We start from the raw sequence: 24,082 nt of genomic DNA on the forward strand, positions 1-24,082 counted from the left end.
TGGGGTCATGACACCTGCAAGGTTAATTTGAGTAGATCCAATGCCTTTCTGCTCTTCAAAAACCGCGTCATTTCTGCTGCCGGCAACGGCCGGCTTAGCAGGTAACCCTGTAGCTGGTCGCACCCTTCACTGGCAAGATAGGCCGCCTGTTCCGACGTTTCCACGCCCTCGGCGGTTGAACTCAGGCCAAGGCTTTTGGCAATAAAAAGTACTGCTGAGACGATGGCTGCGTCTTTCGGGTCCGCCAGCATATCCCGTACAAAGCTTTTATCGATCTTCAGCTTGCTGATGGGCAATTCCTGAAGGAGGCTCAAGGACGAGTACCCGGTACCAAAATCATCCAGCGAAATAGTCACACCTTTTTGGCGCATCTTATCCAGATAACCAATCACTTCTGGCCGGATCTTCATCAGTGCGGTTTCGGTGATTTCGAGCTCAAGCTGCCAGGGATTCAGTCCATTCTCTTCCAGCACATCATCAACAATCGCTACAAGATCCTGCCGTTGGAGCTGTATAGCAGATACGTTGACGGATACACAGGCATTGCTGAGTCCTGCGGCTTGCCAAACACTTAACTGGCGCCCGGCCTCACGTATAACCCACTCACCCAGAGGCAGAATCAAACCGCTATCCTCAGCGACCGGAATAAATCTGTCCGGGGCGATGGCACCTTCCCGGGGATCATTCCAGCGCAGCAAGGCTTCCAGTCCAACAACTTTACCGGTGCTGGCTTGTACCAGGGGCTGGTAATACAGCTCCAACTCGTCATTGCTCAACGCTCGCCTTAAACCGGCTTCCAGGGAGATATGTTCCAGCGCCGCACGGTTGTAGGTAGCGGAATAAAATTGAAAATTATTACGGCCCTGCTCCTTGGCCTGATACATAGCGGCATCAGCGCGTTTTATCAGATCGTCCACCCCGGTGCCGTCATCCGGAAACAGGGAGATTCCGATACTACTGCTACTGTAAATCTCCTCATGCCCAAAGTGGAACGGCGCTTTCAGGGCATCAAGGATACGTGAAGCAACCTTTGCCGCGTCCTGGGAGCTATCAACTTTGGGCAGCAGGATAACGAACTCGTCGCCACCCAGGCGGGCGAGGATGCCCGACGTGTTCTGGGGTACTTCCGGGTGTACCACATCTTCCATCCTAAGTACCGATGTGAGACGAGCGGCCGTTTCCTTGAGCAGTAGATCACCCACTTGATGGCCCAGGGAGTCGTTAACCCGCTTGAAGTTATCGAGATCCAGAAACAACACGGCCATTTTTCCGTCTTCCCGGCGGGCGAGGGAAATCATGCGGCGCAGCGTCTCGTGGGCTCGGAACCGGTTGGGCAAGCCCGTCAAACTGTCGTGATAGGCCAGCCGCTCGATTCTGGTGCGAGAGGTGTCCAGATTGCCAGCCATCTCCTGAAAGCTCTGCACCAGCTGGCCTAACTCGTCTCTGGAGGACAGCGCAATCTTTGGCGAGAGATTTCCATGGCCTATCTCGCGTATGGCTCTCATCAGGGTTTGCAATGGGCGAACCATAAGCAAATTCATGGATATAAACAGCCCGACAATCATCAACACCACGGTGCCAAGTATGATCCAGGCAACCGTTGTCCCCAGCTGCTGACTTTCTTTGAGCAATTCCCGCTCCGGCAGCACGCCAATCATCAGCAAGCCTTCGTGCAATCGCCGGGTTGCCAGAAGACTCGCTTCCTGCTGGTAGGACGCCGGCACAAGCTGCTCACTATTTTCCGTTCCGGAGATCCTGCTCAACAGGGACTCAGGTATTTTTTGACCCAAACGGGAGCGGTCCTGATGGAACAAAATCGTGCCATCGTCATTGATAATAAGGGTGTGGCCGTCTTCGCCAATCCTGCTGGCAGCCATTTGCTCCACCATGAAGCCCAGCCCCATGGTGACGACCAGATAACCGCGCAGTGTCGGCTTGCTGTTGAGCGGGTCCTGGGTGGTTGGGTCGATTAGCCGCATGGGCCGCGCAATTTGCAGAGATACCGCACTGCTACCAGGGGTAGGGGTAACCCACACAAACGTCTCACCCTCAAACTGGCTAAGTTTCTGAAAGAACGGTGTATCCCCCTCCTCTTCGCCAAAATTTGACGCCGACGCCAAGGCGACACGCGCATCTTCATAACCATCGGGCAGCAGGTATCGAATCTCCGTGTAATCGGGGTAAGCACGCAGATAACTGGAGAACAGTTTAAGCAGTGAAGGCAACATCAATGCATATCGTTCTTCCTCATCCTCCGTTAGCGCATAGGCCCGCATCAGCGAGGCATCGGCAAACAGTTTCACGTTGGCTTTGGCAACGTCTCTATGCACCTGAAAGTTGCGCGCCATTTGATCCATTAGTGTCGTCATCTGGCTTGAGCTACGTTCCACCGCCGTCGAGCGCAGCTGTTCGTAGGCCAGCCAGCCCAGAATCATTAGCGGAATTACCGCTAAGGGTACGACGACTAGCAGAACCTTGGCATGAAGACGCATAGGCGTATCTGAGTCTCAGTTGACGAGGCGCGAATAGATAACGGCACGGTTCTTTTTGGCACGAGGCGGTAGACGGCTATAGGCTTCCGAGTTGTCCAGCGCCTCCCCTGTTGGATAGATAACCTGGTCATCTCTGAAGCTCGCGGGAAGCAATGCTTCGGCAGCCTGATTCGGGGTTGCATAATAGACATACCGGGCCAGCCGCGCGGCAATCTCGGGCTCATTGAGGAAATTAATGAATCGCTTGGCATCTGCTTTTCTGGTAGACGCTCTGAGAACGCCTAAATAATCAGTCCAGATATTGCTGCCTTCCTCTGGGAGTACAAACGCAACATTGTCACTGTGCTCCTGCAACATACGAGTGTCGCCGTTGTACATCATACTCATGGCAATCTGGCCGGATAGCAGGGCAGAGTCTTCATTCAGGGAAATGTAACGATAGGTTTTGACCGCCGGTGCCTGTGCATGCAGAAGTGCCTCTGCCTCTTTCAGCTCTTGCCGGTCAGTGCTATTGAGCGAGTAGCCCAGCGCCTTGAGCGCTACGCCAATCATATCCGCGCTGTCGCCGATCATGGCGATTTTGCCCCGCAACTCTGCCACTGGCTGCAACAGGTCCATCCAGCTTGTCACTTCGAAGGGAACCAGATCTTTACGGTAGACAATGCCGAGTGTTCCCCAGAAATAAGGCACACCATACTCTTCGGCTTTTTCAAACGCGGAGCGCCAGCGTGGGTCCACATGCACCAGGTTGGGAATGCTGGATTCATCAAGAGGTTCGAGCCAGCCGCGCTTGGCCAGAATTCGGATTGACGCCCCATTAATGAGCACCACATCAAAGCCCTTGCCTTCCGTTTCAAGCAGCAGTTCGTCTCTGGAGGTATCGGAATCGAAATAGCTTTGCTTTACCGCGATGCCCGTGCGCTGCTCAAACTCCACAAGAATCTCAGGATCCATGTAATCCTGCCAGTTGAGGAACACCAACTCCCTTGACTCAGCCGCCTGGGCAAACACTGTAGTGACGAGCAAACAAAGTGTTAGCCATAGAGCTTTACTTGAGCGCATATTCTTTCCCACCGTCTACAGTCAACAACGCATACTGTCCGCCCTGTGCCACGAACCAACCTTCGACAATGCTACAGGATTCGTTGGCTTCCATCCCCTGCTATGGGCAACTTGCTTGCACACCCTCTACTTTCACGGTTCCACTCACGCCTTCCCAGGCTCCACCAGGGCTGGCGACACCTTTGGTTCTGAGGCGATAGCTGCCCGGAGCCAGATTACGGGGTAGTTTCCAGCTAACCGTGGCTTCCGGGGCTCCGGTGAAGGGCAAATCCAAAGGCATGGGCGGCAAATACTCGGGGTGCCATGTGTACAGCAGGTCCGGATGGCGATCGCTGGCAATCACCGCCCAGCGGCCATCGTCATCAAGCTTTTCAGCAAACGCGTAACTGTCGTTAAGCATCAAGTCGTTGCGGGGGTGGCTGGCCTGAAACCGGGCTTCGATCTGATCTCCTGGTGCCGCCGAGACGGGGACGTCTTCGATCACCGCGCCAAAACCCTGCGTGCCGGGGCGGTCACCCGCTACGTAGGGAAGCCTGCGCAACACCGGGGTGACCTCTGGATATGCCGGTCCTTCTGGCAGTGCCGTCCCTTCCGCCATCGAGGCAGTGAGCTTTCTCAATTCCTGAGTAACGGCGGCCAGACTCCAGGGACCAAATACCGTGGACGCGCCTTCGTATTGCTGGCTGGCGTATTCTTCCCGAGTGGTCAGGTAGTGGTTGTAACCATTCGACAGGCCGGCGATGACCACCGTGTTGACACCCACCGGCGCCAGCTCTTTCAGTACCATCGCCCGTATACGCCGGGCCGAGGTGGTAGTCAGTTCCCACGGCAGGCCCACCAACGCCAGATTACCAATACGGAACACCTGAAATGGCTGCACCGCAGGTTCCAGATTGAGGGTCAATCCGAACAGCTTACCCAGCGTGCCGGACAGCCCGCTGAATACCTCACCCGCATTCGTGAACATCAGCACCGGCTTTTCAGCGTGACAATCCAACTTCAGCCCTGGCAATTTCTGCGCTTTGCACATCAACAATTCACTGAGAATACTGAAAGGAAAAGTAGCGCTGGCGACATCAATCGTGCCGTTGGACGCTGTGGATGGCAAGGTGCTGCACGCAAGCCCTTCCCGGCTAAGGGGACCAGGCCCATCTTCAGCACCAGCGGGGAAAGACAGGCCGAGCGCTGCATTGCAGGTTTGCTTCACCGCTGTATCCAATTCAGGAGGATGCTGCAGGCTCGCCAGTACCTGCGGGTCTGTGACTGTCACTTCGTTCATCTGGACATGCATCAACCGGTAGTCCACACCACCTGTAAGCGGCTGACCTGACTGCCAAAGCTCCAAGGCTCTGGCCAGCTGCTTGGTGCCGGAGATTGCATTGGAGTCCATCGGCGTTTCACCGCCCCCACGGCGGGGGTCAGGGTGAGGAAATTCGTTGATGAAAATATTGGGGGAAACATCACCTTCATCGGCCTGGGCAAAGGCGGCCACAAAACTGTCGGCGGCCGGATCGCCCCTGTATTCCGTGGCCATGATTTCTTCAAAGCCCAAGGAGGCGAAGCCCTTCATATCGGAGCTGACATAAGGCACCTCGGGCCCCATCACCGTCGGATGCACACCAAACCAATTGATCACCCCAACCGAGTTGCCATTAGCGCGGCGCAAATTCAGCTGCACCATGGTTTTGTTTACATTAACCTCTTCGCCCTTTACGTTCAGGTACTGCCGCCGTTCCTGCTCGGGATTCATGGCATAGGCAGGCCGTGATCGGTTGATGCTGGTATTGAGCAGCTCGCCCTCAGCAATGGAAATAGGCGCGGGTTCTGGATTGGCTTCAATGTTGCGGTGGGCACGGGAGATGGCATCTGCAATCCCATTCACTATGGTGTTGTAAACCAGCGAATCGAAACCCAAGTGCAGCGAGTTCCCGGCTTCATGATGGGCATAGCCGGCAGGGCCATTGTGGGTGTGGGTGGCGGAAAGCATGAGGTTGTCGGCGGTATATATGCTCGCCAACTCCGGTCTCGCCGCCAAGGCATTGAGCACCCCAACCCGAATGCTTCCCCACATCAAGCCAATATCGGCCGACACGAACATTATCCGCTTGCCATTGCAGGGTGATTCCACCGCAAAAGCCCGAGCATATTGCCTTTGGTGCAGGCCATGCATAACCTGGCCTGTGTCCTCCCAGCCAGCACCGCTTTTCAGGGCCACGGGGCCGGTAATATCTGACAGGCCACTGCCAAAGCGGAACGCTCGATTATCACTACAAGGGGTGCTGCGGGATTCTGCAGGGACGACAACCGGATCTGGTTGACCTGGCGAGTGTGCGGAAGGCGCATCAAGGCCTGCACCAACCTCCCGTAACGGGCTTTCCATGACACACTGTGCCAGCTCAGGGTTCGCGAAGACGTCTGCCGCTGCTGAACAGGGCATCATAACCGAAGCGAAGGCCAGCCCGAATACTGCGTAAAACCTTATCTTGGCGGTGTGGATCACAACTGATTCCTGTCAATGGACAACGACCATGTTGATCCGCTCAAAATGACCATCTTTGTTCCAATTAATACCGGATTACCTCGTCGGCACAGCATAGCGCCAGATTACTGCAAGGCATTGACTGTGGTGACTCAGGCACCAAAAAAGTGGACTTGACATAGAGCAATTGGAAAATTGCGAAACTGCTTGCTGCGACGTATTCTAGCCCGCTTTTTGTGTATGGATGCACCATGGGAATCAAGAACGAAAGATTACGCTGGCAACTGGCTTCAGGTGTTTTACGCGCATTTCATCTGGAGCGCCTGGCAAGCCGGTATAGCCGAAGAACTGTGATGGCCGGCTTCAACCTTGTGAATGGTGGGGTGAGCATTGCCCTGGTATCATTTATTGCACTGGTTACCCAGGAAGCCTTTATCTTCCCTTCGTTGGGCGCTACTGCTTTTATTCTGTTTTATGTACCCATGGCGCAACCCGCCTCCCCCAGAAACACCCTGTGCGGACATTTAATTGGCGCTCTGATGGGGCTCCTGGCGCTGTATTTGTTCGGCTTACAGGATGCGCCTTCGGCCTTCGTTAGCCATGTGGATTTACCGCGGGTTGGTGCTGCAGCCGTGTCTCTCGGCTTAACCAGCTGCCTGATGGTTTTGCTGAAAGTCGCCCACCCGCCGGCAGGCGCCACGGCACTGATTGTGTCTTTGGGGCTTATGCCCAACCCTTCCCAGCTACCTGTATTAATGGCAGGTGTACTTGTGTTACTAATTCATGCATTTCTGATGAACCGCCTCTCAGGCATTCCTTACCCTCTCTGGTCGTCCGGCACAAGCGCGCCAGCACTATCTTTGAGCCCCGAACGGCCATAATATGGCGACCGCGCGCCAGCGTTCACTCACACAAAAACCAGCACCGAAACCCCTGGGTGACGATTTTTTGGCTCAAAAAGTAACCAATTAGCGCCATATTTTACACCATTTAACACGCTTGCTCGATAGGATTGCATCATCCAAATTCCCCCGGAGATGCAAAATGCCTTTCATTACAAGCACGCGATTGAGCCTCTTTACCATCGCTCTTAGTACGCTGCTGACAGCCTGTGGCGGCGGCGATTCATCTGCCCCGTTGTCTCAATCACCCGATGTGCCAGTGACCACACCTGGCGGTAGCCTTTCACCTGAAGAAGCCACTGAAACAAAATTTTGGGTAGAGGGATATGCAGTCAAAGGCGCTATTGATGGCGGCCGCGTCTCTATTTGGCATTACGAGCAGGGAACAATGGGGCGCGACTGGGTACAAATAAGCGAAACTACCCGAACAAACGAGCTCGGCGGATTCCGGATTTCGGTGCCTGAAATCTATGCTTCTCAGCCTCTGAAGGTGGTTTTACAGTCCGATACACAAACTCTCATGCGGTGTGATGTGCAGCCAACCTGCACTACCCCATTAGACAAAACCGTTGCCTTTGGCAGCTGGTTCCAGCCTGGCAACAATCTGGAATTGAAGTCACTTGTAGTTCCTTCAAGTGCCAGCCAAGGTGTTGCTTTAACACCACTGGTTACCCTGGCATTCGAAAAGTTCATCAAGTCGAAAGATATCAGTGCCTCCAGGTTCACGGAAATCCTCCACTCTCAGGAAGAGCGTTTTGGCCTTGCAAATGGCGCCCTGTCCATAAGGCCTATCGATCTCGCAGCACCTGATTTGAAGAGCGTCCAAGCTGCAGAGTTGAAAACAGCTTTGCTGAACACTGCCTTTTTAAGCCTGGTAGACGGCCAGGACTGGAATACGCTGGGTGATGTTCTCCATACAGCCAATGAAATCTCTGGAGCAAATGGCGACTTACCGCTGAACGCAGATAGCAATCCGGAATTGAACGTTGCGCTATTGGTGGGAGCAGGCCTTTTGCAGGCTGAACGCCTGAGCGACTATCTGCAAGATGCAGGTGTTCCGAAGGGCGTGCTGGCGCAAACGATTGTCAGCCTCGAAGAAACCTTGGCTTCCATAATGCCAGCTCCAGAACCGCAGCCGCAGCCAGAGCCTGATCCTCTGCCAGAACCAACACCTGAGCCAGAGCCGCAGCCAGAACCAGAGCCTCTGCCAGAGCCGACACCTGAACCAGAGCCGCAGCCAGAACCCGAGCCTGCTCCTCAGCCAGAACCAACACCTGAGCCAGAACCAGAACCAGAACCAGCTCCAACTCCAGACCCAGAGCCAACCCCTGAGCCGGAGCCTGTGATTGGTAATGCCAAGATGAGCTGGAATGCACCGGGAACCCGCGTGAACGGAGAGTCACTGGCCATGGGTGAAATTGACAGCTACATCGTCAAGTACGGTACTGAACAAAACGTTGAAGATCGGACCCACGAGATCGTTGTAGAAGACGGCCAAGCGATGGAGTATCAAGTCGCAGGTCTTACCGAAGGCACCTGGTACTTCGCAATCAAAACCGTAGATACCAACGGCCTTGAAAGCGACTGGTCTGTTTCTGTAAGCAAAACGATTTCCCGGTAATCCCGGGAAATAAATCTAACGCCGCAACTGCATCCTGGTTGCGGCTATTTTGCTGCGCCAGAAACACATGCCCCTCCGCAACTTGCCATAGCTGTTCCAAAAGCTGACTCGCGCTGGTTCGGCGCAGTGAGGGAGTGTGGTGCATTACAGGAGATTGAAAAGCGCCTGAACCCTTTCTACGGACTTCAGATAAAGCCGCAAAAGCCTGCGATCAAGGTTTTCCAGATCAATTTTCATGTGCACCGCCCGCTCTACCCGGCATGCAAGTGCGATAAGTTTTCCAAGCTCGTTCTCACCAAACACAACGGCGGCGTAAAGATCATCAGAAAGGTGCAGCTCGCTCAGGAACGCGCTCTTGTCCACACCAAAAAGTGCGTCTGATCCCGATAGCAGTCCCGCAAGAAACGCTCTGTCTGCGGGAATTCCTGAAACAGAGCGCCTGGCAAGCTCCTGACATACAAACGCCCGAGCCAATACAATTCGGGACGTCTGCCGGCTTGTCGCATTAATTGTACCGATAAGCGCTACCCATCGTTTAAGCTTCTCCAGCCCCAGCCTGACAACAACATCTTTTACTGTCGTAATTTTTTTGTGATGACCGATAAAGAGGACTGTTCACTACACGAATCAAACTGACCGCCATCTCGGGGTCCGCAGAAACGGTGGCTGTAATTTCATTGATATCTGGCTCCGCGGCATACAGCTGGAGTATTAGTTTTACCAGATGCACCGCAGCCGGGGGCAACCGCAGCCCGTAAATAATAATTGGCCGGGCGTGAAAGTAGCCCTGAAAGAGATCAAAGCCCATATCGAGAAATGTTCGATAGGTCGCTTCATCTTCAATACGCTCAGCAAGCCAGAGAACATCGTGTTTTTGCAGCGCCTCGCGCTGAGCCATGATTTCTGCTGCGCTGTAACTTGCAACATCAACCTTGATAAACGATGCAAGCTCAAGCAACGGGTCCCAGCTTTCCTTGAATTCGAAATCGTCCAGTGCAAACCGGTAACCTTCTGCCCGCCATTTCCTGACCGAATCAACAAGCTCCGGCGTGAGCTGAATACCCTCAACCAGCTCAATGACCACACGATCAGAAGAAATTGGCAGAAAGCGCTGCGATACAGCAGCTCTAACGCAAACAATTCACCGGATTGATTGTAGATTGGCTGGGAGGCAAGCAAGGTTGCTTGTTGAGTTTCTTTCATCGATTGGCTTTCGGTTATGGTTTCTGGCGCACCCGTATAACAGTGTCCTCAATTAAGACACACTAGCACTCATACAATCCAGCACCTTTGATACGACGCAAAAACCTGTGTTTGCCAGCAGAACATTGCGCACTACCTGACCAGGTTTTTGAAGCGGATTAGGTGATTTTAGTTTGCCGGAAGGCCGTTGGCGTATCGACCAGGCGGCTAGACGCCTCCGCGATGCGAAGATGGTTGATGTAATCACTGAAGTTGCGATACCCGAGTTTCTGATTAATCAGGCGGCGTACTCTGTACTCGGGAATACCCAAGGCATTTGCCAACTGTTTCAACGTCAGCTTTTCGTTCTTGTAGAACCCTCCTTTCATGAGTTCTTCCAGCTTGAGCACATCATCACAGTCCACTTGCCGCGGGGCATCAACTGAACCTGAAGCACAAGCTAGCGGCTCCGGTTGTTGCTCGCTTTCAGTTACCTGCTCGTTGGGTGTCAATTCCAGCAACACATCGCGGAAGGAGATAATACAGAACAGGATTGCCAGCGATGCCAGGCCAACAATCATGCCCCTGGTCGCTTCAGGGTAAATACCGAAATTCAGGCTGATGGTTGCGGTACCCACTGCGCTCCCCAGAATCAGCAGCAACGCCAAACGAAGTTTTCTGCGCGCTTCAACCAGATCGTTGCGCCAATGGCGAACCACATAGATAACACCATGCAGCACAACCACATACTCAAACCACTGCCCTAATTTCAGCCCCAGAAAAATACCCAAATCAGACCAGTGGCCACCCGCTATGAAGGGGCTGGAGAAAGCAGGGGCAGCAAAGCTGTACAGCGCCATTGCGCCCCACACGCTGATTAATCGTGGGCGCGACGCAAAGACAAGCTGGCAAAGTACCCAGAACAGCGCGGGCAGTGCAGTTTGAAGATCAGAGGTTAGCCAGCGCCAGTGAGCCGGAGCGAGCGGGTCCATAAGGTATGCAACTGATGCGAGGATGATCAGAAGAAAGACCTTTCCTACCCGCAAGTGTCGGAAGTCTCGCCAGGAAATCAGGAACAGAGCAGCCAGAGAACCAAAACCGAACCCAGTGAGCGCGAGCAAAGCGAACCCCTCGATTGTTGATGTTATTATTTTTTATCAAGTATAGGAGGAATTCAGGGGATTATGCGTCGACTGGTTTGCAGCCTTGAAAACGGTGACTGTAGAGGGAGGAACCGCCCGCTCGTCAATGATGACGAACAGGCGGCTATCAACTATTGAGGCAATGTCGCAATCCACTGCTGATTGCTACCACCATGGTGCTGCCAAATCACCAAAGCCTGGCCTGCTGCATCCATAGCGTAATGGCTGCTTTGTTTCAGCCGGAAGGATTTATCGGCATGCTGCTCGAACTGCTGAGCCGCACTGGCACTGCAAGCGGCGAGCACCAGCGGTGTGTTGTTGGTGGTCTGGACCAGGTTGGGATAGCCGTTGTTCCAGGGCGCACCATTGTTATCCAGGCAGAATGCATCGTCGCCTTCCTGGTTGGAGATCGTTCCCTGTGCGAGATCGAACAACCACCGCTGATCCCGGGCCAGAGGCTGGCAGGCGTAATGATCTACCCAGGCACCACTGGTTACGCCATCGTCGTTCCCCGGAATATCCATGCAGGTGTTGGTACCACGGTTATAGATAGTGACGTAGTTTGGCAACGGATTCACAAACTGGCGATTCGTGTTGCCGCGAGCCCGCTCCCACATCTGCAGATAGGCTTCTGCGGAGTTCATAACAGACTCGTATACGCGATTAGGCGCGCGCTCACGAATATCCTGAATGTGATCAGCAACCAGGCCGTAATGTGCCATGCCATCAGAGTTGAGATCGAAACTGCGATTGCCGGTAACCTGCCTGTCTACCGTAAACCCGAACTCCGTAGTGAATGGATACTCAAGTGGCGATACCGCAACACTTGCGCGGGGGCCGGGCTGGTTGCCGATTCCGCTCATGTCGGTAGAGAAGGTCACACCCGGCAGATAATCCGTGGCCTCGACCTTGTCCAGAAACCCGGAAATCGCGCCGCCAATCGTGTCCGCATCGCTGTTATAGGGCGCCAGAATGCCACCAAGTTCAGCAATTCGAACCGCATTCGGATGCACAGTCCCGTTCGTACCGGCATGCATGTGGCTGTGGCCGGAAATCAGCCCGGAGTACTGTCGCGCCTCGGCAATATCGAGCACGGCTTCGTGGCTATGCTGGGACATATGATCCACCTCGATGACCATGCCCATATCCATCAGGCGGTTCACCAGATAGATGCCAAGGTCGGTCAGCCCACGATTGTTGCACTGCCCCGTGGTTTCATCATAGTTGGTAGAGCCACTCACCCCCAGCAAGCCCTCAAGCCCGAACAGCCCCAAGTCGTTGATCATCATCTGACCTTCTGTTTCCTCAGCACAGGCACTGGTGGAGAAATACCGGCCGGTCGACAGGTTGTTGCCCACATTGATCAACCCGCCTTCAATTCTGGCGCCACCAAACTGGTTATCAAACCGGTGAATGGGGTAGACCACACGAACACCCAAATCGTGATATTTTTGCAGTTGAGCATCCACATAGGCTTGGGAACAGGTTTGATCTTTTAAGCCACAATTAAAGAGTTCAGATGCCTCGATGCCCAAAACAATCGCCATTTTGCCATCAGCGATAACCTGCCTGGCTTGTTCGGGGGAGCTTACCAACCGGAAGAATCCCTTGCCCGGGCCGCCAGCCTGAGCATCCACATAGGCCTGCATTTCGTGCAGGCGGAGAATCTGAAGATCGATGCTCTCCATGGTATTGCAGCTGTTGGTGCCGCCCCAGCTCTGTGGCAACAGGGTAGATTGAATATTACAAAGAACTTCGTTTTCCACCAGATGGGTCACCATCATGCGCTGCCCACCCAGGAAGGCCCGCTCGATCCAGCGATAGTAGTACCCGGTATGAGACAAGCTCTGGTGGTTAGGCCAGAAAGGAAAGTCTGGCCAGCCGGCGGTGTCGTAGCGGAAGTTGATATCGTTGAAGCCCATCAGGTTGCCGATCACATCCAGCGAGCCATTGGGGCCGTGAACATCGGAGCTGTCTGCCAGCGCTTTGGTTACACCAAAGGGATGAAAAGGATCACCGCCCATCATCGTGCCACCCATGAATTCGTAGGAGGTGATGTGGGTGTGGGCATCAATAGAACCGCGAACCGGTGCGTTAACACTTCCTTTAAGCTGATCCCGATCTCCCGCAATATTCAACTCAGCCTCAGGGAAATCTGCACAGTTTTCCGCGGGTACAAAGCGAAACCAGTCTTCACTGTTCCTGTTCCAGGGGTTCAGCAAATCAATAAAATAGATGCCCCAGCTATTCCAGTTATGCCGTAGCTGGCGCTTCAGGTACAGGCTGGTTAACTTGAATTGGTGCTCACCAGCCTCCACACGTTGGTCGATACGCCAATTGGCATGCTGGGCGGGATCGGTTCCCGCTGTGATTTCAGCCGGGAGCCTTGTATCCAGAAAGCGACCGGCCTGGTCGCGCATCAGCTAGGTACCAAACCCGCTGGGCTTGAAGTAAAAACTGGCTGCTTGCCCGGCATTCTCTGCCCTGAAGTCGAAGCTCCAGCCATTATTAATGGTGCCATTGGTCTTATAGCGGCGCATAAACCGGTCATTGTGTAATGATTGAACTGCATAACAACCCTGCGCAAGCCCAAACACTGCATCTGAATTTTCCTCAGATGCATGGGCTGTTGAACCAAGTAAGGTGGCGGCTCCGAAGAGCGCCAAGATGAATCGGGCCATGATCCTGTCCTTTTATTGTGTGTTATATCGGATTGACTGGGTGGATCCGTCACAAACAATAGGAGCAGGACCTGGCTGGCGCCACAGCAAGAGGTTTGCATAACATGAAAGAGCTGTGCAGTTTCTTGAATGCGTGTCAGTACGGGCCAGGTGGCAGGTTATGACATTCACCACCAACACTTGCGTCAAAATCGAAGGAACTTGGTTCTAACCCGCCTGACACGGGTACAATTTACCTACTATTCGCTGAGGAGAATCGATATGGCTTCCGCTCCATGGAATGACCTGCTGCTGCTGGATAAACAACTGGATGAAACCGAGCGTCAGGTTCGGGACAGCATTCGCAGCTTTTGCGACCAACGCCTTATGCCCGGCATTCTTGAAGCAAACCGCCATGAAAAGTTCGACCGCAGCATTTTCAATCAGATGGGCGAACTGGGCATGCTTGGCGCTACCCTGCCCGAGGAATACGGCGGCCCTGGCCTGAACCACGTTAGCTACGGCCTGATCGCCCGCGAGGTAGAGCGTGTTGATTCTGCCTACCGCTCGGCACTGAGCGTTCAGTCCTCACTGGTAATCCACCCGATTCATGCGTTCGGGCAAGAAGCGCTCAAGCAACGCCTTCTGCCCAAACTGGCCTCAGGCGAACTGGTTGGCTGCTTCGGCCTGACCGAGCCAAACCACGGATCTGACCCGGGCAGCATGGAAACCCGCGCCAAGAAAACAGACGGTGGCTACCTGCTGAGCGGTTCCAAAACCTGGATCACAAACTCACCTATCGCTGATATTTTCGTAGTCTGGGCCAAGCTGGACGGCAAGGTGAGCGGATTTGTTATCGAGCGCGACGGTGCCAAAGGCCTCGACACCCCGAAGATCGAAGGCAAGTTCTCACTGCGTGCATCCGACACTGGCTCTATCTTTATGGACGAGGTGTTTGTTCCGGAGGAAAACAAGCTGGAGGTAGAAGGTTTAAAAGGTCCGTTCAGTTGCCTGAACAAAGCCCGCTTTGGTATCAGCTGGGGCTCTTTAGGCGCTGCCGAGTTCTGCTGGCATGCAGCCCGTAGTTACACCCTTGAGCGAACGCAGTTCGGCCGACCACTGGCCGCCAACCAGTTGATCCAGAAAAAGCTGGTGGACATGCAAACCGAAATCACTCTGGGCCTTCAGGGGGCATTGCAACTGGGCCGAATGATGGATGCCGGTGATGCCACGCCCGATGCAATTTCCCTGCTAAAACGCAACAACTGCGGCAAGGCCCTGGACATTGCACGGGTTGCCCGCGACATGCATGGTGGGAACGGTATATCAGACGAATACCACGTGATCCGCCATGTCATGAATCTGGAGGCGGTGAACACCTATGAAGGCACCCACGATGTTCACGCCCTGATTCTGGGCCGCGGCCAGACAGGCATAGCAGCGTTTAGCTAGCATCACACTCTGCTAGCCCTTCGCCACACCAAACAGGCGGTCCGTAAATTTGACGTACCAAGCGGCCGCCTGCACCTGAACAATATAAGCCAGAGCTATCAACAGTGCGGCATCCGCGCCCTCCTCGCCAAATATACCCATGGCAATCGCCAGAGCTATGGACAGGTTCCGCATGACCGTGCCGTACACCAACGCAATCGCATCGCCCCGTGGGAACAGCGCCTTGCCAACAAGTGTGCTGATTACAAAGTTCAGGGCGTAAATAAGCAACAGAGGTATCAGGTACGCCAGCAGCGACCCGGGGTTGTTCAGAATATCCTGCGATTTGAGCGCCATGGAAACAAACACCACCCCAAGAACACCAAGAGTGGAGAAGGGTGGAAACTTGGGTTTGATGTTCTTCTGAAACTCTTCCTGGCCATGCTTTGATATGAGCGCCCGCTGGGTGAAATAACCCAATGCCAATGGCAAAAACACAATCAGCGCGATCTGCATGAACACCTGTGAAACCGGAATCTCAATCACCGCGCCTAGCAGGCCTTTGAGATAGAGCGGCGCAAGCAGGGAGCCGGCAATCAGGCCCACTACCGTCATCCGCACCGCAGCAGGCACGTTGCCTTTGGCGAAGCCTGTCCAGGATATGGTCATGCCGGAGGTTGGAAGCAAGGACGTTAATAGGAGCGCCAGCCTGGCGAAAGGCTCATCCGGGAAGAAGAGCAAACCTGCGCCATAACCTATAGCAGGAACCAGAACAAAGTTGAGCAGCTGAGTTACCCACATCAACTTGCCACCCCCGGGCTGCAACAACTGGCGCAGATTCATGGTGACCATCATGGGGTAAACCATCAGGAAGGTGAGCGGGAGTATCGCCCAGCGCAACGGGCTTGGCTCCACAATCTGCCCGGTAAGAAAGCCGGCAATCATGGCGAGCGGAATACTCCAAACCAGATGCTTCTGCATCCAGAATAGTAATGGCCACATAGGTCTTCCTCCCCCGAACACAGGTTAACTGTTACGAAGCGCCAGTGCCCAGGCACGCATGGCTTCGTTGGCTGGTGCCTGCGGGGCATCCATAAAGCTCACCACAAAATGATCCCCCATATCGGCAATGCCAATGGAGCGGGGTCTTACCGCCAACACAAAGGGGTTCGGAAGTGCACGGCCAAAGCAGAACACCACGTTTATTGCGGCTTGAATATCAGGCGCGACGTCACCTTCGATCTCACGGCTGTGGGCCAGGTGATCAAACATGGTGATATAGGAGACTCTGGGAGCCTCTTCTATGCAGCGTTTAAAGTAATCCGCAATCTGCTCGGCAGATTCATATTGAGTTCCAGACTTTTTGATATCCAAAACGGTGATGGGGTACTTTTCCTGAAAGTTCAGTTGCTTCATGCCGGCCTCTATAGTTTGTCAGCGAAATGCGGATGTCGACCGCATTACTGAGCGACCCTGGCTTGATCTACGCTCAAGGTCTCCCAGCCTTTTCAACAAGGCTAGGCCAGAAACACACAAAGCACAGTGACAAAGTCACCAAGCAAGCTACGCAGTTTGTGAGCACCCCCCGGCACTAGCCAGTGCTGGACTATCCGCCAGCAGCAATTCCCTGACCGGCACAGACTCATCCGCAAACCGGTCCGGCTGAACAACCAGGTTTTGCGCGATGATTCGTTTACTCAACATGAACTCCTGTGGGCGATTTACACAGTCTGCAGCAATCAACCTCCCTTCTTTAAAATAGAAAGCCGCAAAGCTTCGACCGGTGAACCTGTCGCCGCGAATAACCAGCTGGTCATACCCCTGGCTCAGACCGGCAATCTGCAGTTTCAGGTTGTACTGGTCGGACCAGAACCAGGGCAGAAATTCTGAGGCCCTGCTTTTGCCACAAACAGACGCAGCAGCAATTTTGGCCTGTTCCGTAGCATTAGGAACAGACTCCAGGCGGATTCGGCAACCGTAGAGCTTGTTGAACTGATTGGCGCAATCCCCCGCAGCAACAATGTTCTGATCGCTGGTGCGGCAACCTTCGTCCACCACTATGCCGTTGTTCACGTTAAGCCCCGCCATCTCTGCAAGCTCCGTATTCGGCAATACACCAACACCTACTACAACCAAATCAGCGGGAAACTCGGCGCCGTCTGCACAAACCACCTTCTGCACGCGGCCGCTGCCGGAGAATCCTGCAACAGGCACATGGGTGTGAATGCACACACCACTTTCCGTGTGCACCCGATGGTAAAACTCGGATACCTCGGGCGCGGTTACCCGCCCCAGTATTCGCGGCCCTCTCTCCAGCAGGGTGACCTGCATGCCCAGTTGTCGTAGCGATGCTGCTGTTTCCAGGCCAACGTACCCGCCGCCAATGATCACGGCGTGCTGGCCTTCGGCAACACTCCGTTTAATGGATTCAGCGTCGGCCATATCGCGCAAATAATGTATTCCGCCCAGATCACTGCCGGGCAGTTCTACCTTCCGGACTCGCGCGCCAGTGCACAGCGCCAGCATGTGATAGCTCAGCTGTTCACCCTCACCATTGCTCTCTCCATCACCCCTTCCATCACCCCCAACCAAAGTCAGTGTCTGCTGTTCCCGGTTGATTGCAGTAACCCGTCCCTGGCGAAACTTTATATCGTTCTTTTGATAAAACGCAGCCGGGCGTATCGGCAAGCTTTCAGCCGTTTTCTCACCAGACAAAAACGCCTTAGACAGCGGGGGCCGGTGATAAGGCAAGTGGGGCTCATCACCAACCACCAGGATGTCACCCTCCCAGCCTTCCTGGCGAAGGCTGGTGGTCAGTTGCGCGGCGGCATGGCTGGCGCCGATGGCAATGCAGATGCGGTTCATAAGCTCATGCCTCCGTGGGTTTGGCGGTCAGCTTAACAATCATCTTTGAATAACCACGCACAAAGTTGGACTGGACGTATTCTGGCTCACCAATCACTTCAATATTGTCAAAGCGCGCCAGCAGCTCCTCCCACAGGATACGCAACTGCAACTCGGCCAAACGGTTGCCCATGCAGCGGTGCACACCAAAGCCGAAGGACAGGTGATTACGGGCATTTTTGCGATCAATAATGAACTTTTCTGGCTGGTCGATAGCGCGTTCGTCGCGATTGCCCGAGGCGTACCACATGACTACCTTGTCACCCTTCTTGATGACTTGGCCGTTCAGCTCCACATCTTGTGTTGCAACACGGCGCATGTGCGCGAGGGGCGTTTGCCAGCGGATAATTTCGGACACCATATTGGGAATCAGACTTGGGTCGCTCTTCAGCTTGGCGAACTCATCCGGGAACCGATTCAGCGCAAACACGCCACCGGTCATGGAGTTACGAGTCGTATCGTTGCCACCTACGATCAGCAACGCCAGATTGCCCAGAAACTCCAACGGCTGGTTGATCAAATCTCGGGTTTCGTCATTGCTTTGCAGCAGGGTAATCAAATCAAAGCCAGCTTCTTCCCCGGCTGCCGCTCTCGCCTTTTTGTCATACCACAGGCGTGAAAAATGCCGGGACATATCCACCATGCCGCGGAACAATTCGTGTGTATCATTCAAGCCACCGGTCGACTCAACACCGCCGCCCGCCAGGTCAGACCAGTAAACAAGTTTGCGGCGATTTTCGTAAGGGAAGTCGAGCAGGGTCGCCAACATTCTTGAGGTCAGCTCAATGGAAACCTCTTCCACCCAGTTGAAGGGCCTGTTCAGCGGAAGTTTATCCAGAACGTCCTGGGTGCGTTCACGAATCAACCCCTCCATCTCTTTCAGGTTCTTCGGCGCGACAGCACCCTGCACGGCAGCACGTTGAACATCGTGCTTGGGTGGATCCATGGCGATGAACATTTCCACCTCAAGCTCATCTGGCGCCTTACCAATAACGATAAAAGGCTCTGAGGAAAACAGCTTGTGGTTTTTGTCCACAAACAGTATGTCGTCATAGCGTGTAACCGACCAGAAGGGGCCGAATGCGCTGTTCTTCTGGTAGTGCACCGGGCATTCATCCCGCAAACGCTTGAAGTAAGACTCCCAACGATCTTGCCGGTACAAAAAGGGATTGCTGACATCAATATCTTCTATCGCCAGCGTTGATACATCCGGAATGGGCGCTTCCACAAATTCCGGAAACTCTTTGTATATGCCCAGTTTGGTTTTGGCCTTGTAAAGCACATGGGCAGCCTTGATTTGCAGGGGCATTGGGATAATGGCGGCGCCCTTCTCGGCAACCATATTAACGACATTCATAATGCGTCCATCCTTGCTTTTATTGTCTTTTTTGGGGGTGAGGGGTGACCAGCGCCTGTTACATCTGAAACTCAGGCAAACGCGCAACCAGGCCATCCATCGCATCCGTTACGATGATCTGGCAGGACAAACGGGAAGTAGCCGCTCTATCCGGCGTCATATCCAACATCTGCAACTCCTCATCGCTGGCCTTGCCTGTCTTCGCAACCCAATCGCCATCAACGATCACGTGGCAGGTACCACAGGCCGCTTCACCGCCGCAGTCTGCATCTATGCCAGGCACGCCGTTATTCATGGCTATCTGCATCAGGGATTTACCCGTTTCTATTTCAACAGCGTGTTCAGCACCGTCGTGTTCGATGAATGTAATACTGCCCATAAAGCGCTCCACAAAACCGGTTGACCGTATGGCCACCTGTATCGCAGGCGACGAGTAAAGACATACCTTCGTGTCCGACAACACCAGACTAGGCAATCAGAGCCCGGCAAAAGAGGTCATTTTTTGACATCACAGGGTCATTTAAAGACACTGTGATGTCGAGGCGCTTACTGGAAAGGCGAAATGAAATGGAGAACACACAGCCGGCCACAGGCCGAACGGTGGGAAACAACGCCTGCATACCCCCGAATTATTCTCGCCTGATCGCCCGGGTACTGGGCCTGCAAGCAAAGGAGCTGCCCACCCTGCTCGCGCAGACGGGTCTCTCGGTGGATCAGTTGATGCAGGATGACACACTGCTCACATCCACCCAGCAAATGCAGATACTGCAAAACGCCTTACGGATGACTGATGATGAACTTCTTGGGTTGCGCATTGGGCAATGCCTGACGCCGACCACCCATGGGGCCATGGGGTTTATGGCCAGCAGCAGCCCCAACCTGTTGATCGCGCTGAAGGCATTCGAGACCTACCTTCCCACCCGAGCCGACTTTTCCCACCTGGAGTTGAAGCGCAGCGGGTATTATTGGGAATGTTATTGCTACTTTGATATGGCGCTTGATGCGGATGTGCACCGCGTTATTTCAGAAGCCTACGCATCCATTCTCTTTCAGTGTGCAGAGTTCATTATCGGGCAACCGGTAGAAGGCGCGCGCACCTGCTTCTCCTTTCCGGAGCCTGATTACAGTCTTCGGTATGCTGAATATCTGCCCGGGGACATAGAGTTTTTCTCTCCGGAGTTGATACTGAAGATCCCCGCGTATCTTTGCGATATTCCCAACGCTGCGGCGAATAATGAAAACTACTCACTGGCACTGCGGCAGTGCCAATCAATGCTGCAGAAACTACCGCTCAAAACCAACAACTGGACCCACCGCCTACAAAAACTGATGCTGTCGCAGCCTCCGGGAGTGCTCAGCGAAGAAGAAGCGGCAGCCATGATGTTCATCAGCAAGCGCACCCTGGCCCGAAGGTTGGAGCTGGAAGGCCGAAGCTTCCGCAGTATTCGCGATGAAATACTGTCGCAGCAGGCCAGTAGCTATCTGCTCAACAGCACTATGTCGGTGGATGCGATTGCAGCTATCCTCAGCTACCATGACAGCTCCAATTTTCGGCGAGCCTTCAAACGCTGGTTTCAGCTAACGCCTGATCAGTATCGAAAGCAGGCAATCCGTCAAAGCTAAACCCCATCGCCTCGCACACCCAGCCTGTCCAGATAAACGTGCAGCTCTGCCTCACTCATATCAACGTATTCAAGCACCCGCCCATAAAGCATAACGGTTGGAACGTTCCGCCCATTCCGCTCTTTTTGGGTTTCATGTATCAGGTACAGGATGAGCCTTTCTGTACGTGTCAGGCCATCACGCACGTCCGGAATCACTTCCAGAACCTGCTGCCATTCTTCAGGGCTCATAAGCTTCCTTTATTAGACACCGATACAGTTTCACGTCCAGCCTCCTAACTGTTTGTCTTACTAGTAGTTCCCAGAGTCCTCAGCTAACCTGAGTCTTGGTACTCAAACTCACCGTTTAACAGATAAGTATATGGGAAAGACTAGGGGCGCCGCAGCTCAGATAACCAAACTGCATTGGATAGTGATCTGCCTTTCCTTTTTGCTGACTGTTGCAGCCTGGCAGATCTCGTCACAGATCGCCGATGCCAGGGCTGAAGACCACTTTGATCAACGGGTTGAGCAGCTCAACGAACTGTTAATGGACCGGATGCAAAAGTACGAGTTTGCGTTGATTTCCGGAGCAGGTGCCATCCGTGCAAACAACAACGACCTCTCACTCACCCAGTGGCGGCAATTTGCAGAAGTTCTTGCCGTGCAAGACCGGTTGCCCGGGGTTCGCGGTATTGGCGTTATCAAAAGGGTGCCGGAGAGAAACCTTGAAGCCTATCTGGCAGAAGAGCGGAAAGAGCGACCTGGTTTTCGTGTTCACCCGCCTCACACAGGTTCGGATTTTTGGCCCATCACCTACCTTGAACCTCTCGCCGGAAACGAAGCCGCTATTGGCCTTGATATGGCACACGAATCGAACCGTTTCACTGCAGCTCAGAAAGCCATGCGCACAGGCCAAACACAAATTACCGGCCCCATAGCGCTGGTTCAGGACGATGAAAAGAAGCCCGGCTTTCTGTTTTTCCACCCCTTCTATCGCACCCTCGAAGCACAGCATAACGATAACAGGGAAGCTGACTTCCTCGGCCTTGTGTACGCGCCTTTTCTTGTGTCCCGGCTAATGGAAGGCACCCTGGCCAACACCAACCGGCTGCTGCACTTTCAAATCAGTGATGGCGAACACCAGCTTTACAGCGAGTTCACTGAAACAGGGGAGAATAACTACGACACCTCACCCATGTTCCAGACTTCCTACTCTCTCGATATCTATGGGCGGGAGTGGCAATTTGACGTTCAGACAACCCGGCTTTTCGACAAATACAACGCCAGCCGGCAACCCGCAGCCATTCTGGTGAGTGGTCTGATCATCAACGGCCTTATCCTGCTTGCATTCCTTCTCCTCTCCAACGGCAAACGGCGGGCCGAGCAGGAAGTTATCGAGAAGACAGCAGAACTGAACATGCAGAAGCTCGAAGCCGAATCTGCTGTTAAGGTGAAAACGGCATTCCTGGCCAACATGAGCCACGAAATCCGTACGCCAATGAACGCCATTATCGGCATGTTGGTGCTTTTGAAAGAAGCTCACCTCAATGACTACTCCCGACGTCTGGTGAGCAAAGCATTTTTAGCCTCCGAGGTATTGTTGCAGCTTCTGAATGACATTCTGGACCTGTCCAGAATTGAAGCAGATCATATCGAGCTTGATTATCAGCCGTTTGAGATCGAAGCGCTGGTTCAACGCAGCGTTGAATTATTCGCCATCACGGCCGAAGAGAAAGGGCTGAAACTGCGAGTAAACATTGCGCCGTCCACACCCAGGTGTGTCACTGGCGACCTCATGCGAATTTCCCAGATATGCACCAACCTGGTGGGCAATGCAATCAAGTTCACCCAGAGAGGCAGCGTAACGGTAAGCATTGGTTTTAGCAGCACTGACAAAACCCACGGGGTTTTGGAGATTACGGTGAAAGATACCGGCATCGGGATCAGAGAAGAGGATCAACAGCGGGTTTTTGAGAACTTCCGTCAAGCCGATGAATCCACCAGTCGCGTATATGGAGGTTCAGGCCTGGGCCTGTCAATCAGCAGCCACCTTGCCAAGCTCATGGGCGCGACACTCACCCTGGAAAGCGCGGAAAACCAGGGCGCCACGTTCACCCTTATGCTTCCCGTGACTCTGCCCGAAAACGAAGAAAGCATCGGCAGCCGGCATGTTACACGCCCCACTTGCGTCTATGGGCACCTGACGCCTTCTCCCCAACCCTTGTTCAACAATTTGAGAGTCTTGATCGTTGATGATGTGCAACTCAATTGTGAAATTGTTACAAGCTACCTTAGCTCGTTTGGTGTGCAATCCGAGTCTGTCCACAACGGCGCCGATGCCATGCGGCGCCTGGAAAGCCGCCCATTCGATCTTGTTCTGATGGATCTCCATCTGGATGGTGAAACGGGACAGGACATTGCCAGCCAGATTCGACGGCACCAAGGCATCAGCCAACCCATCATCGCTGCGCTTTCGGCTTCAATATCTGAACATGATCGCAGCAGTGCATACAGCGCAGGTATGAACGACTACCTGACCAAGCCTGTTCTTCCCGGAGACATCCAAAGGTTGCTGCAAGCCTTTTTCAAAGAGCATGTTGCCAGCGGCCAACAGTCTCCTCCGGCTCAGCCGGTAAGCACACTGGAACCAGGCTCTGATGCTGAACTGCCCGATTTTATATCCCGGCCTGCGTTCCAAACCCTGTTCGGAGCCGACCCCGAGCTGTTCAAACGTTGCCGGCGCAGTTTTCTGGCCAGCTCCACAGAGATGATCGCTGCCCTGGAACACTGCTTGCTGCATAACGATTCGGTAGCAATCAAAGCCATTGCTCACAAGATAAAAGGGGCAGCGGCCAATATCGCCAATACTGAACTGGCCGGTGTTGCAGATAAGGTTGAAAAAGCTGCCGAGTCGGGCCAGTCGACAACCGGACCGGAAACGCTTCTGGCAATCCTGGTGGACCATACTCAGCAGCTATCGGAAATGGACAGCGATGCGGAACCCCCGGCTCTGGCCAATCACAAGACAAGCGAACCTGTGAACAGGGTCATTGAACGGATGATGCAGCGACTGGGTGGTAACCGAATTGCGAGTGACGATGATATTGATCAGGTGCTCGGATTTCTGAGCGAGAATGGCGAAACCATCCTGGCGTCCCGCCTGCGCCGGGCATTCGAGACCTACAAATTCAGCGAGGCTATCGATCTGCTTTCGAAGATCAAACCTGAAAGCCGGGGCAGTTAACC

The 24,082-nt window shown here is 53.9% G+C and carries 19 protein-coding genes; 5 read left to right on the forward strand and 14 right to left on the reverse strand.

Annotated features, from left to right (window positions below; translation table 11 throughout):
* Nucleotides 1-5: 5 nt before the first annotated feature.
* The 3 genes from FE848_RS03345 to FE848_RS03355 form a co-directional block, all read right to left on the reverse strand.
* Nucleotides 6-2,492 (reverse strand): EAL domain-containing protein, encoded by a 2,487-nt coding sequence (locus tag FE848_RS03345; protein ID WP_200201338.1) that lies wholly within the window; start codon nt 2,490-2,492, stop codon nt 6-8.
* Nucleotides 2,493-2,507: 15 nt separating this feature from the next.
* A complete protein-coding gene (locus FE848_RS03350) occupies nt 2,508-3,554 on the reverse strand; it encodes a spermidine/putrescine ABC transporter substrate-binding protein (protein WP_200201339.1) in 1,047 nt (348 codons plus the stop codon).
* 100 nt (nt 3,555-3,654) lie between these two features.
* A complete protein-coding gene (locus FE848_RS03355) occupies nt 3,655-6,054 on the reverse strand; it encodes a neutral/alkaline non-lysosomal ceramidase N-terminal domain-containing protein (protein WP_200201340.1) in 2,400 nt (799 codons plus the stop codon).
* Nucleotides 6,055-6,284: 230 nt separating this feature from the next.
* Between FE848_RS03355 and FE848_RS03360 the strand changes: the two genes are divergently transcribed.
* Both FE848_RS03360 and FE848_RS18640 read left to right on the forward strand, forming a co-directional pair.
* Nucleotides 6,285-6,914 carry an HPP family protein gene (locus FE848_RS03360; RefSeq protein WP_200201341.1) on the forward strand — a complete coding sequence of 210 codons (630 nt, stop codon included), beginning with the start codon at nt 6,285-6,287 and terminating at the stop codon, nt 6,912-6,914.
* Nucleotides 6,915-7,077: 163 nt separating this feature from the next.
* Entirely contained in the window at nt 7,078-8,556 is a 1,479-nt protein-coding gene (locus FE848_RS18640) for a fibronectin type III domain-containing protein (RefSeq protein WP_227715131.1), read from the forward strand.
* Between the two features lie 144 nt (nt 8,557-8,700).
* On the opposite strand, the gene FE848_RS03370 is transcribed toward FE848_RS18640, so the two are convergent.
* From FE848_RS03370 to FE848_RS03390, 5 genes are all read right to left on the reverse strand, one after another.
* Nucleotides 8,701-9,030: a hypothetical protein gene (locus tag FE848_RS03370; RefSeq protein WP_227715132.1), complete on the reverse strand. Its 330-nt coding sequence runs from the start codon at nt 9,028-9,030 to the stop codon at nt 8,701-8,703.
* 61 nt (nt 9,031-9,091) lie between these two features.
* On the reverse strand, nt 9,092-9,697 hold the full coding sequence (locus tag FE848_RS03375) for an EAL and HDOD domain-containing protein (protein WP_320159504.1): 606 nt from the start codon (nt 9,695-9,697) through the stop codon (nt 9,092-9,094).
* Between the two features lie 220 nt (nt 9,698-9,917).
* Nucleotides 9,918-10,859: an AraC family transcriptional regulator gene (locus tag FE848_RS03380; protein WP_200201343.1), complete on the reverse strand. Its 942-nt coding sequence runs from the start codon at nt 10,857-10,859 to the stop codon at nt 9,918-9,920.
* A gap of 152 nt (nt 10,860-11,011) precedes the next feature.
* Nucleotides 11,012-13,300 (reverse strand): ricin-type beta-trefoil lectin domain protein, encoded by a 2,289-nt coding sequence (locus FE848_RS03385; RefSeq protein ID WP_200201344.1) that lies wholly within the window; start codon nt 13,298-13,300, stop codon nt 11,012-11,014.
* Between the two features lie 3 nt (nt 13,301-13,303).
* Nucleotides 13,304-13,561: a hypothetical protein gene (locus FE848_RS03390; protein ID WP_200201345.1), complete on the reverse strand. Its 258-nt coding sequence runs from the start codon at nt 13,559-13,561 to the stop codon at nt 13,304-13,306.
* Nucleotides 13,562-13,822: 261 nt separating this feature from the next.
* Here FE848_RS03390 and FE848_RS03395 point away from each other — a divergent pair, with 261 nt between their 5' ends.
* Nucleotides 13,823-14,992, forward strand: coding sequence for an acyl-CoA dehydrogenase (locus FE848_RS03395; protein ID WP_200201346.1), 1,170 nt, complete (start codon nt 13,823-13,825; stop codon nt 14,990-14,992).
* 12 nt (nt 14,993-15,004) lie between these two features.
* Here the strand turns inward: FE848_RS03395 and FE848_RS03400 are convergent, their stop codons facing one another.
* The 5 genes from FE848_RS03400 to FE848_RS03420 form a co-directional block, all read right to left on the reverse strand.
* The gene (locus tag FE848_RS03400; RefSeq protein ID WP_200201347.1) at nt 15,005-15,973 is read right to left on the reverse strand and encodes an arsenic resistance protein; all 969 of its coding nucleotides are present in this window, start codon (nt 15,971-15,973) and stop codon (nt 15,005-15,007) included.
* A 24-nt stretch (nt 15,974-15,997) separates the two neighbouring features.
* Complete coding sequence (locus FE848_RS03405; protein ID WP_200201348.1) at nt 15,998-16,387, reverse strand: DUF6858 family protein; 390 nt, start codon at nt 16,385-16,387, stop codon at nt 15,998-16,000.
* Between the two features lie 147 nt (nt 16,388-16,534).
* Nucleotides 16,535-17,836, reverse strand: a complete 1,302-nt coding sequence (locus tag FE848_RS03410) for an NAD(P)/FAD-dependent oxidoreductase (RefSeq protein WP_200201349.1) — start codon at nt 17,834-17,836, stop codon at nt 16,535-16,537.
* A 4-nt stretch (nt 17,837-17,840) separates the two neighbouring features.
* Nucleotides 17,841-19,232, reverse strand: coding sequence for a cytochrome P450 (locus tag FE848_RS03415; RefSeq protein WP_200201350.1), 1,392 nt, complete (start codon nt 19,230-19,232; stop codon nt 17,841-17,843).
* A 58-nt stretch (nt 19,233-19,290) separates the two neighbouring features.
* On the reverse strand, nt 19,291-19,611 hold the full coding sequence (locus tag FE848_RS03420; RefSeq protein WP_200201351.1) for a 2Fe-2S iron-sulfur cluster-binding protein: 321 nt from the start codon (nt 19,609-19,611) through the stop codon (nt 19,291-19,293).
* A 188-nt stretch (nt 19,612-19,799) separates the two neighbouring features.
* Between FE848_RS03420 and FE848_RS03425 the strand changes: the two genes are divergently transcribed.
* Nucleotides 19,800-20,855, forward strand: a complete 1,056-nt coding sequence (locus FE848_RS03425) for an AraC family transcriptional regulator (protein WP_200201352.1) — start codon at nt 19,800-19,802, stop codon at nt 20,853-20,855.
* On the opposite strand, the gene FE848_RS03430 is transcribed toward FE848_RS03425, so the two are convergent.
* Entirely contained in the window at nt 20,852-21,085 is a 234-nt protein-coding gene (locus FE848_RS03430; RefSeq protein ID WP_200201353.1) for a hypothetical protein, read from the reverse strand. The two genes, FE848_RS03425 and FE848_RS03430, sit on opposite strands and share 4 nt — an antisense overlap.
* A 130-nt stretch (nt 21,086-21,215) precedes the next feature.
* On the opposite strand from FE848_RS03430, the gene FE848_RS03435 reads away from it, so the two are divergent.
* Entirely contained in the window at nt 21,216-24,080 is a 2,865-nt protein-coding gene (locus tag FE848_RS03435; protein ID WP_200201354.1) for a CHASE domain-containing protein, read from the forward strand.
* Nucleotides 24,081-24,082: the final 2 nt, after the last annotated feature.

Origin of the sequence: Marinobacter sp. 1-3A, from assembly GCF_016597775.1 — a bacterium.
GTDB lineage: Bacteria > Pseudomonadota > Gammaproteobacteria > Pseudomonadales > Oleiphilaceae > Marinobacter > Marinobacter xiaoshiensis.

Bases quoted from the DNA above. Each gene is read 5' to 3' on its own strand.
- FE848_RS03345 (WP_200201338.1), bottom strand. From the start codon at position 2,492: ATGCGTCTTCATGCCAAGGTTCTGCTAGTCGTCGTACCCTTAGCGGTA.
- FE848_RS03350 (WP_200201339.1), bottom strand. From the start codon at position 3,554: ATGCGCTCAAGTAAAGCTCTATGGCTAACACTTTGTTTGCTCGTCACT.
- FE848_RS03360 (WP_200201341.1), top strand. From the start codon at position 6,285: ATGGGAATCAAGAACGAAAGATTACGCTGGCAACTGGCTTCAGGTGTT.
- FE848_RS18640 (WP_227715131.1), top strand. From the start codon at position 7,078: ATGCCTTTCATTACAAGCACGCGATTGAGCCTCTTTACCATCGCTCTT.
- FE848_RS03385 (WP_200201344.1), bottom strand. From the start codon at position 13,300: ATGCGCGACCAGGCCGGTCGCTTTCTGGATACAAGGCTCCCGGCTGAA.
- FE848_RS03390 (WP_200201345.1), bottom strand. From the start codon at position 13,561: ATGGCCCGATTCATCTTGGCGCTCTTCGGAGCCGCCACCTTACTTGGT.
- FE848_RS03395 (WP_200201346.1), top strand. From the start codon at position 13,823: ATGGCTTCCGCTCCATGGAATGACCTGCTGCTGCTGGATAAACAACTG.
- FE848_RS03400 (WP_200201347.1), bottom strand. From the start codon at position 15,973: ATGTGGCCATTACTATTCTGGATGCAGAAGCATCTGGTTTGGAGTATT.
- FE848_RS03405 (WP_200201348.1), bottom strand. From the start codon at position 16,387: ATGAAGCAACTGAACTTTCAGGAAAAGTACCCCATCACCGTTTTGGAT.
- FE848_RS03410 (WP_200201349.1), bottom strand. From the start codon at position 17,836: ATGAACCGCATCTGCATTGCCATCGGCGCCAGCCATGCCGCCGCGCAA.
- FE848_RS03415 (WP_200201350.1), bottom strand. From the start codon at position 19,232: ATGAATGTCGTTAATATGGTTGCCGAGAAGGGCGCCGCCATTATCCCA.
- FE848_RS03420 (WP_200201351.1), bottom strand. From the start codon at position 19,611: ATGGGCAGTATTACATTCATCGAACACGACGGTGCTGAACACGCTGTT.
- FE848_RS03425 (WP_200201352.1), top strand. From the start codon at position 19,800: ATGGAGAACACACAGCCGGCCACAGGCCGAACGGTGGGAAACAACGCC.
- FE848_RS03430 (WP_200201353.1), bottom strand. From the start codon at position 21,085: ATGAGCCCTGAAGAATGGCAGCAGGTTCTGGAAGTGATTCCGGACGTG.
- FE848_RS03435 (WP_200201354.1), top strand. From the start codon at position 21,216: ATGGGAAAGACTAGGGGCGCCGCAGCTCAGATAACCAAACTGCATTGG.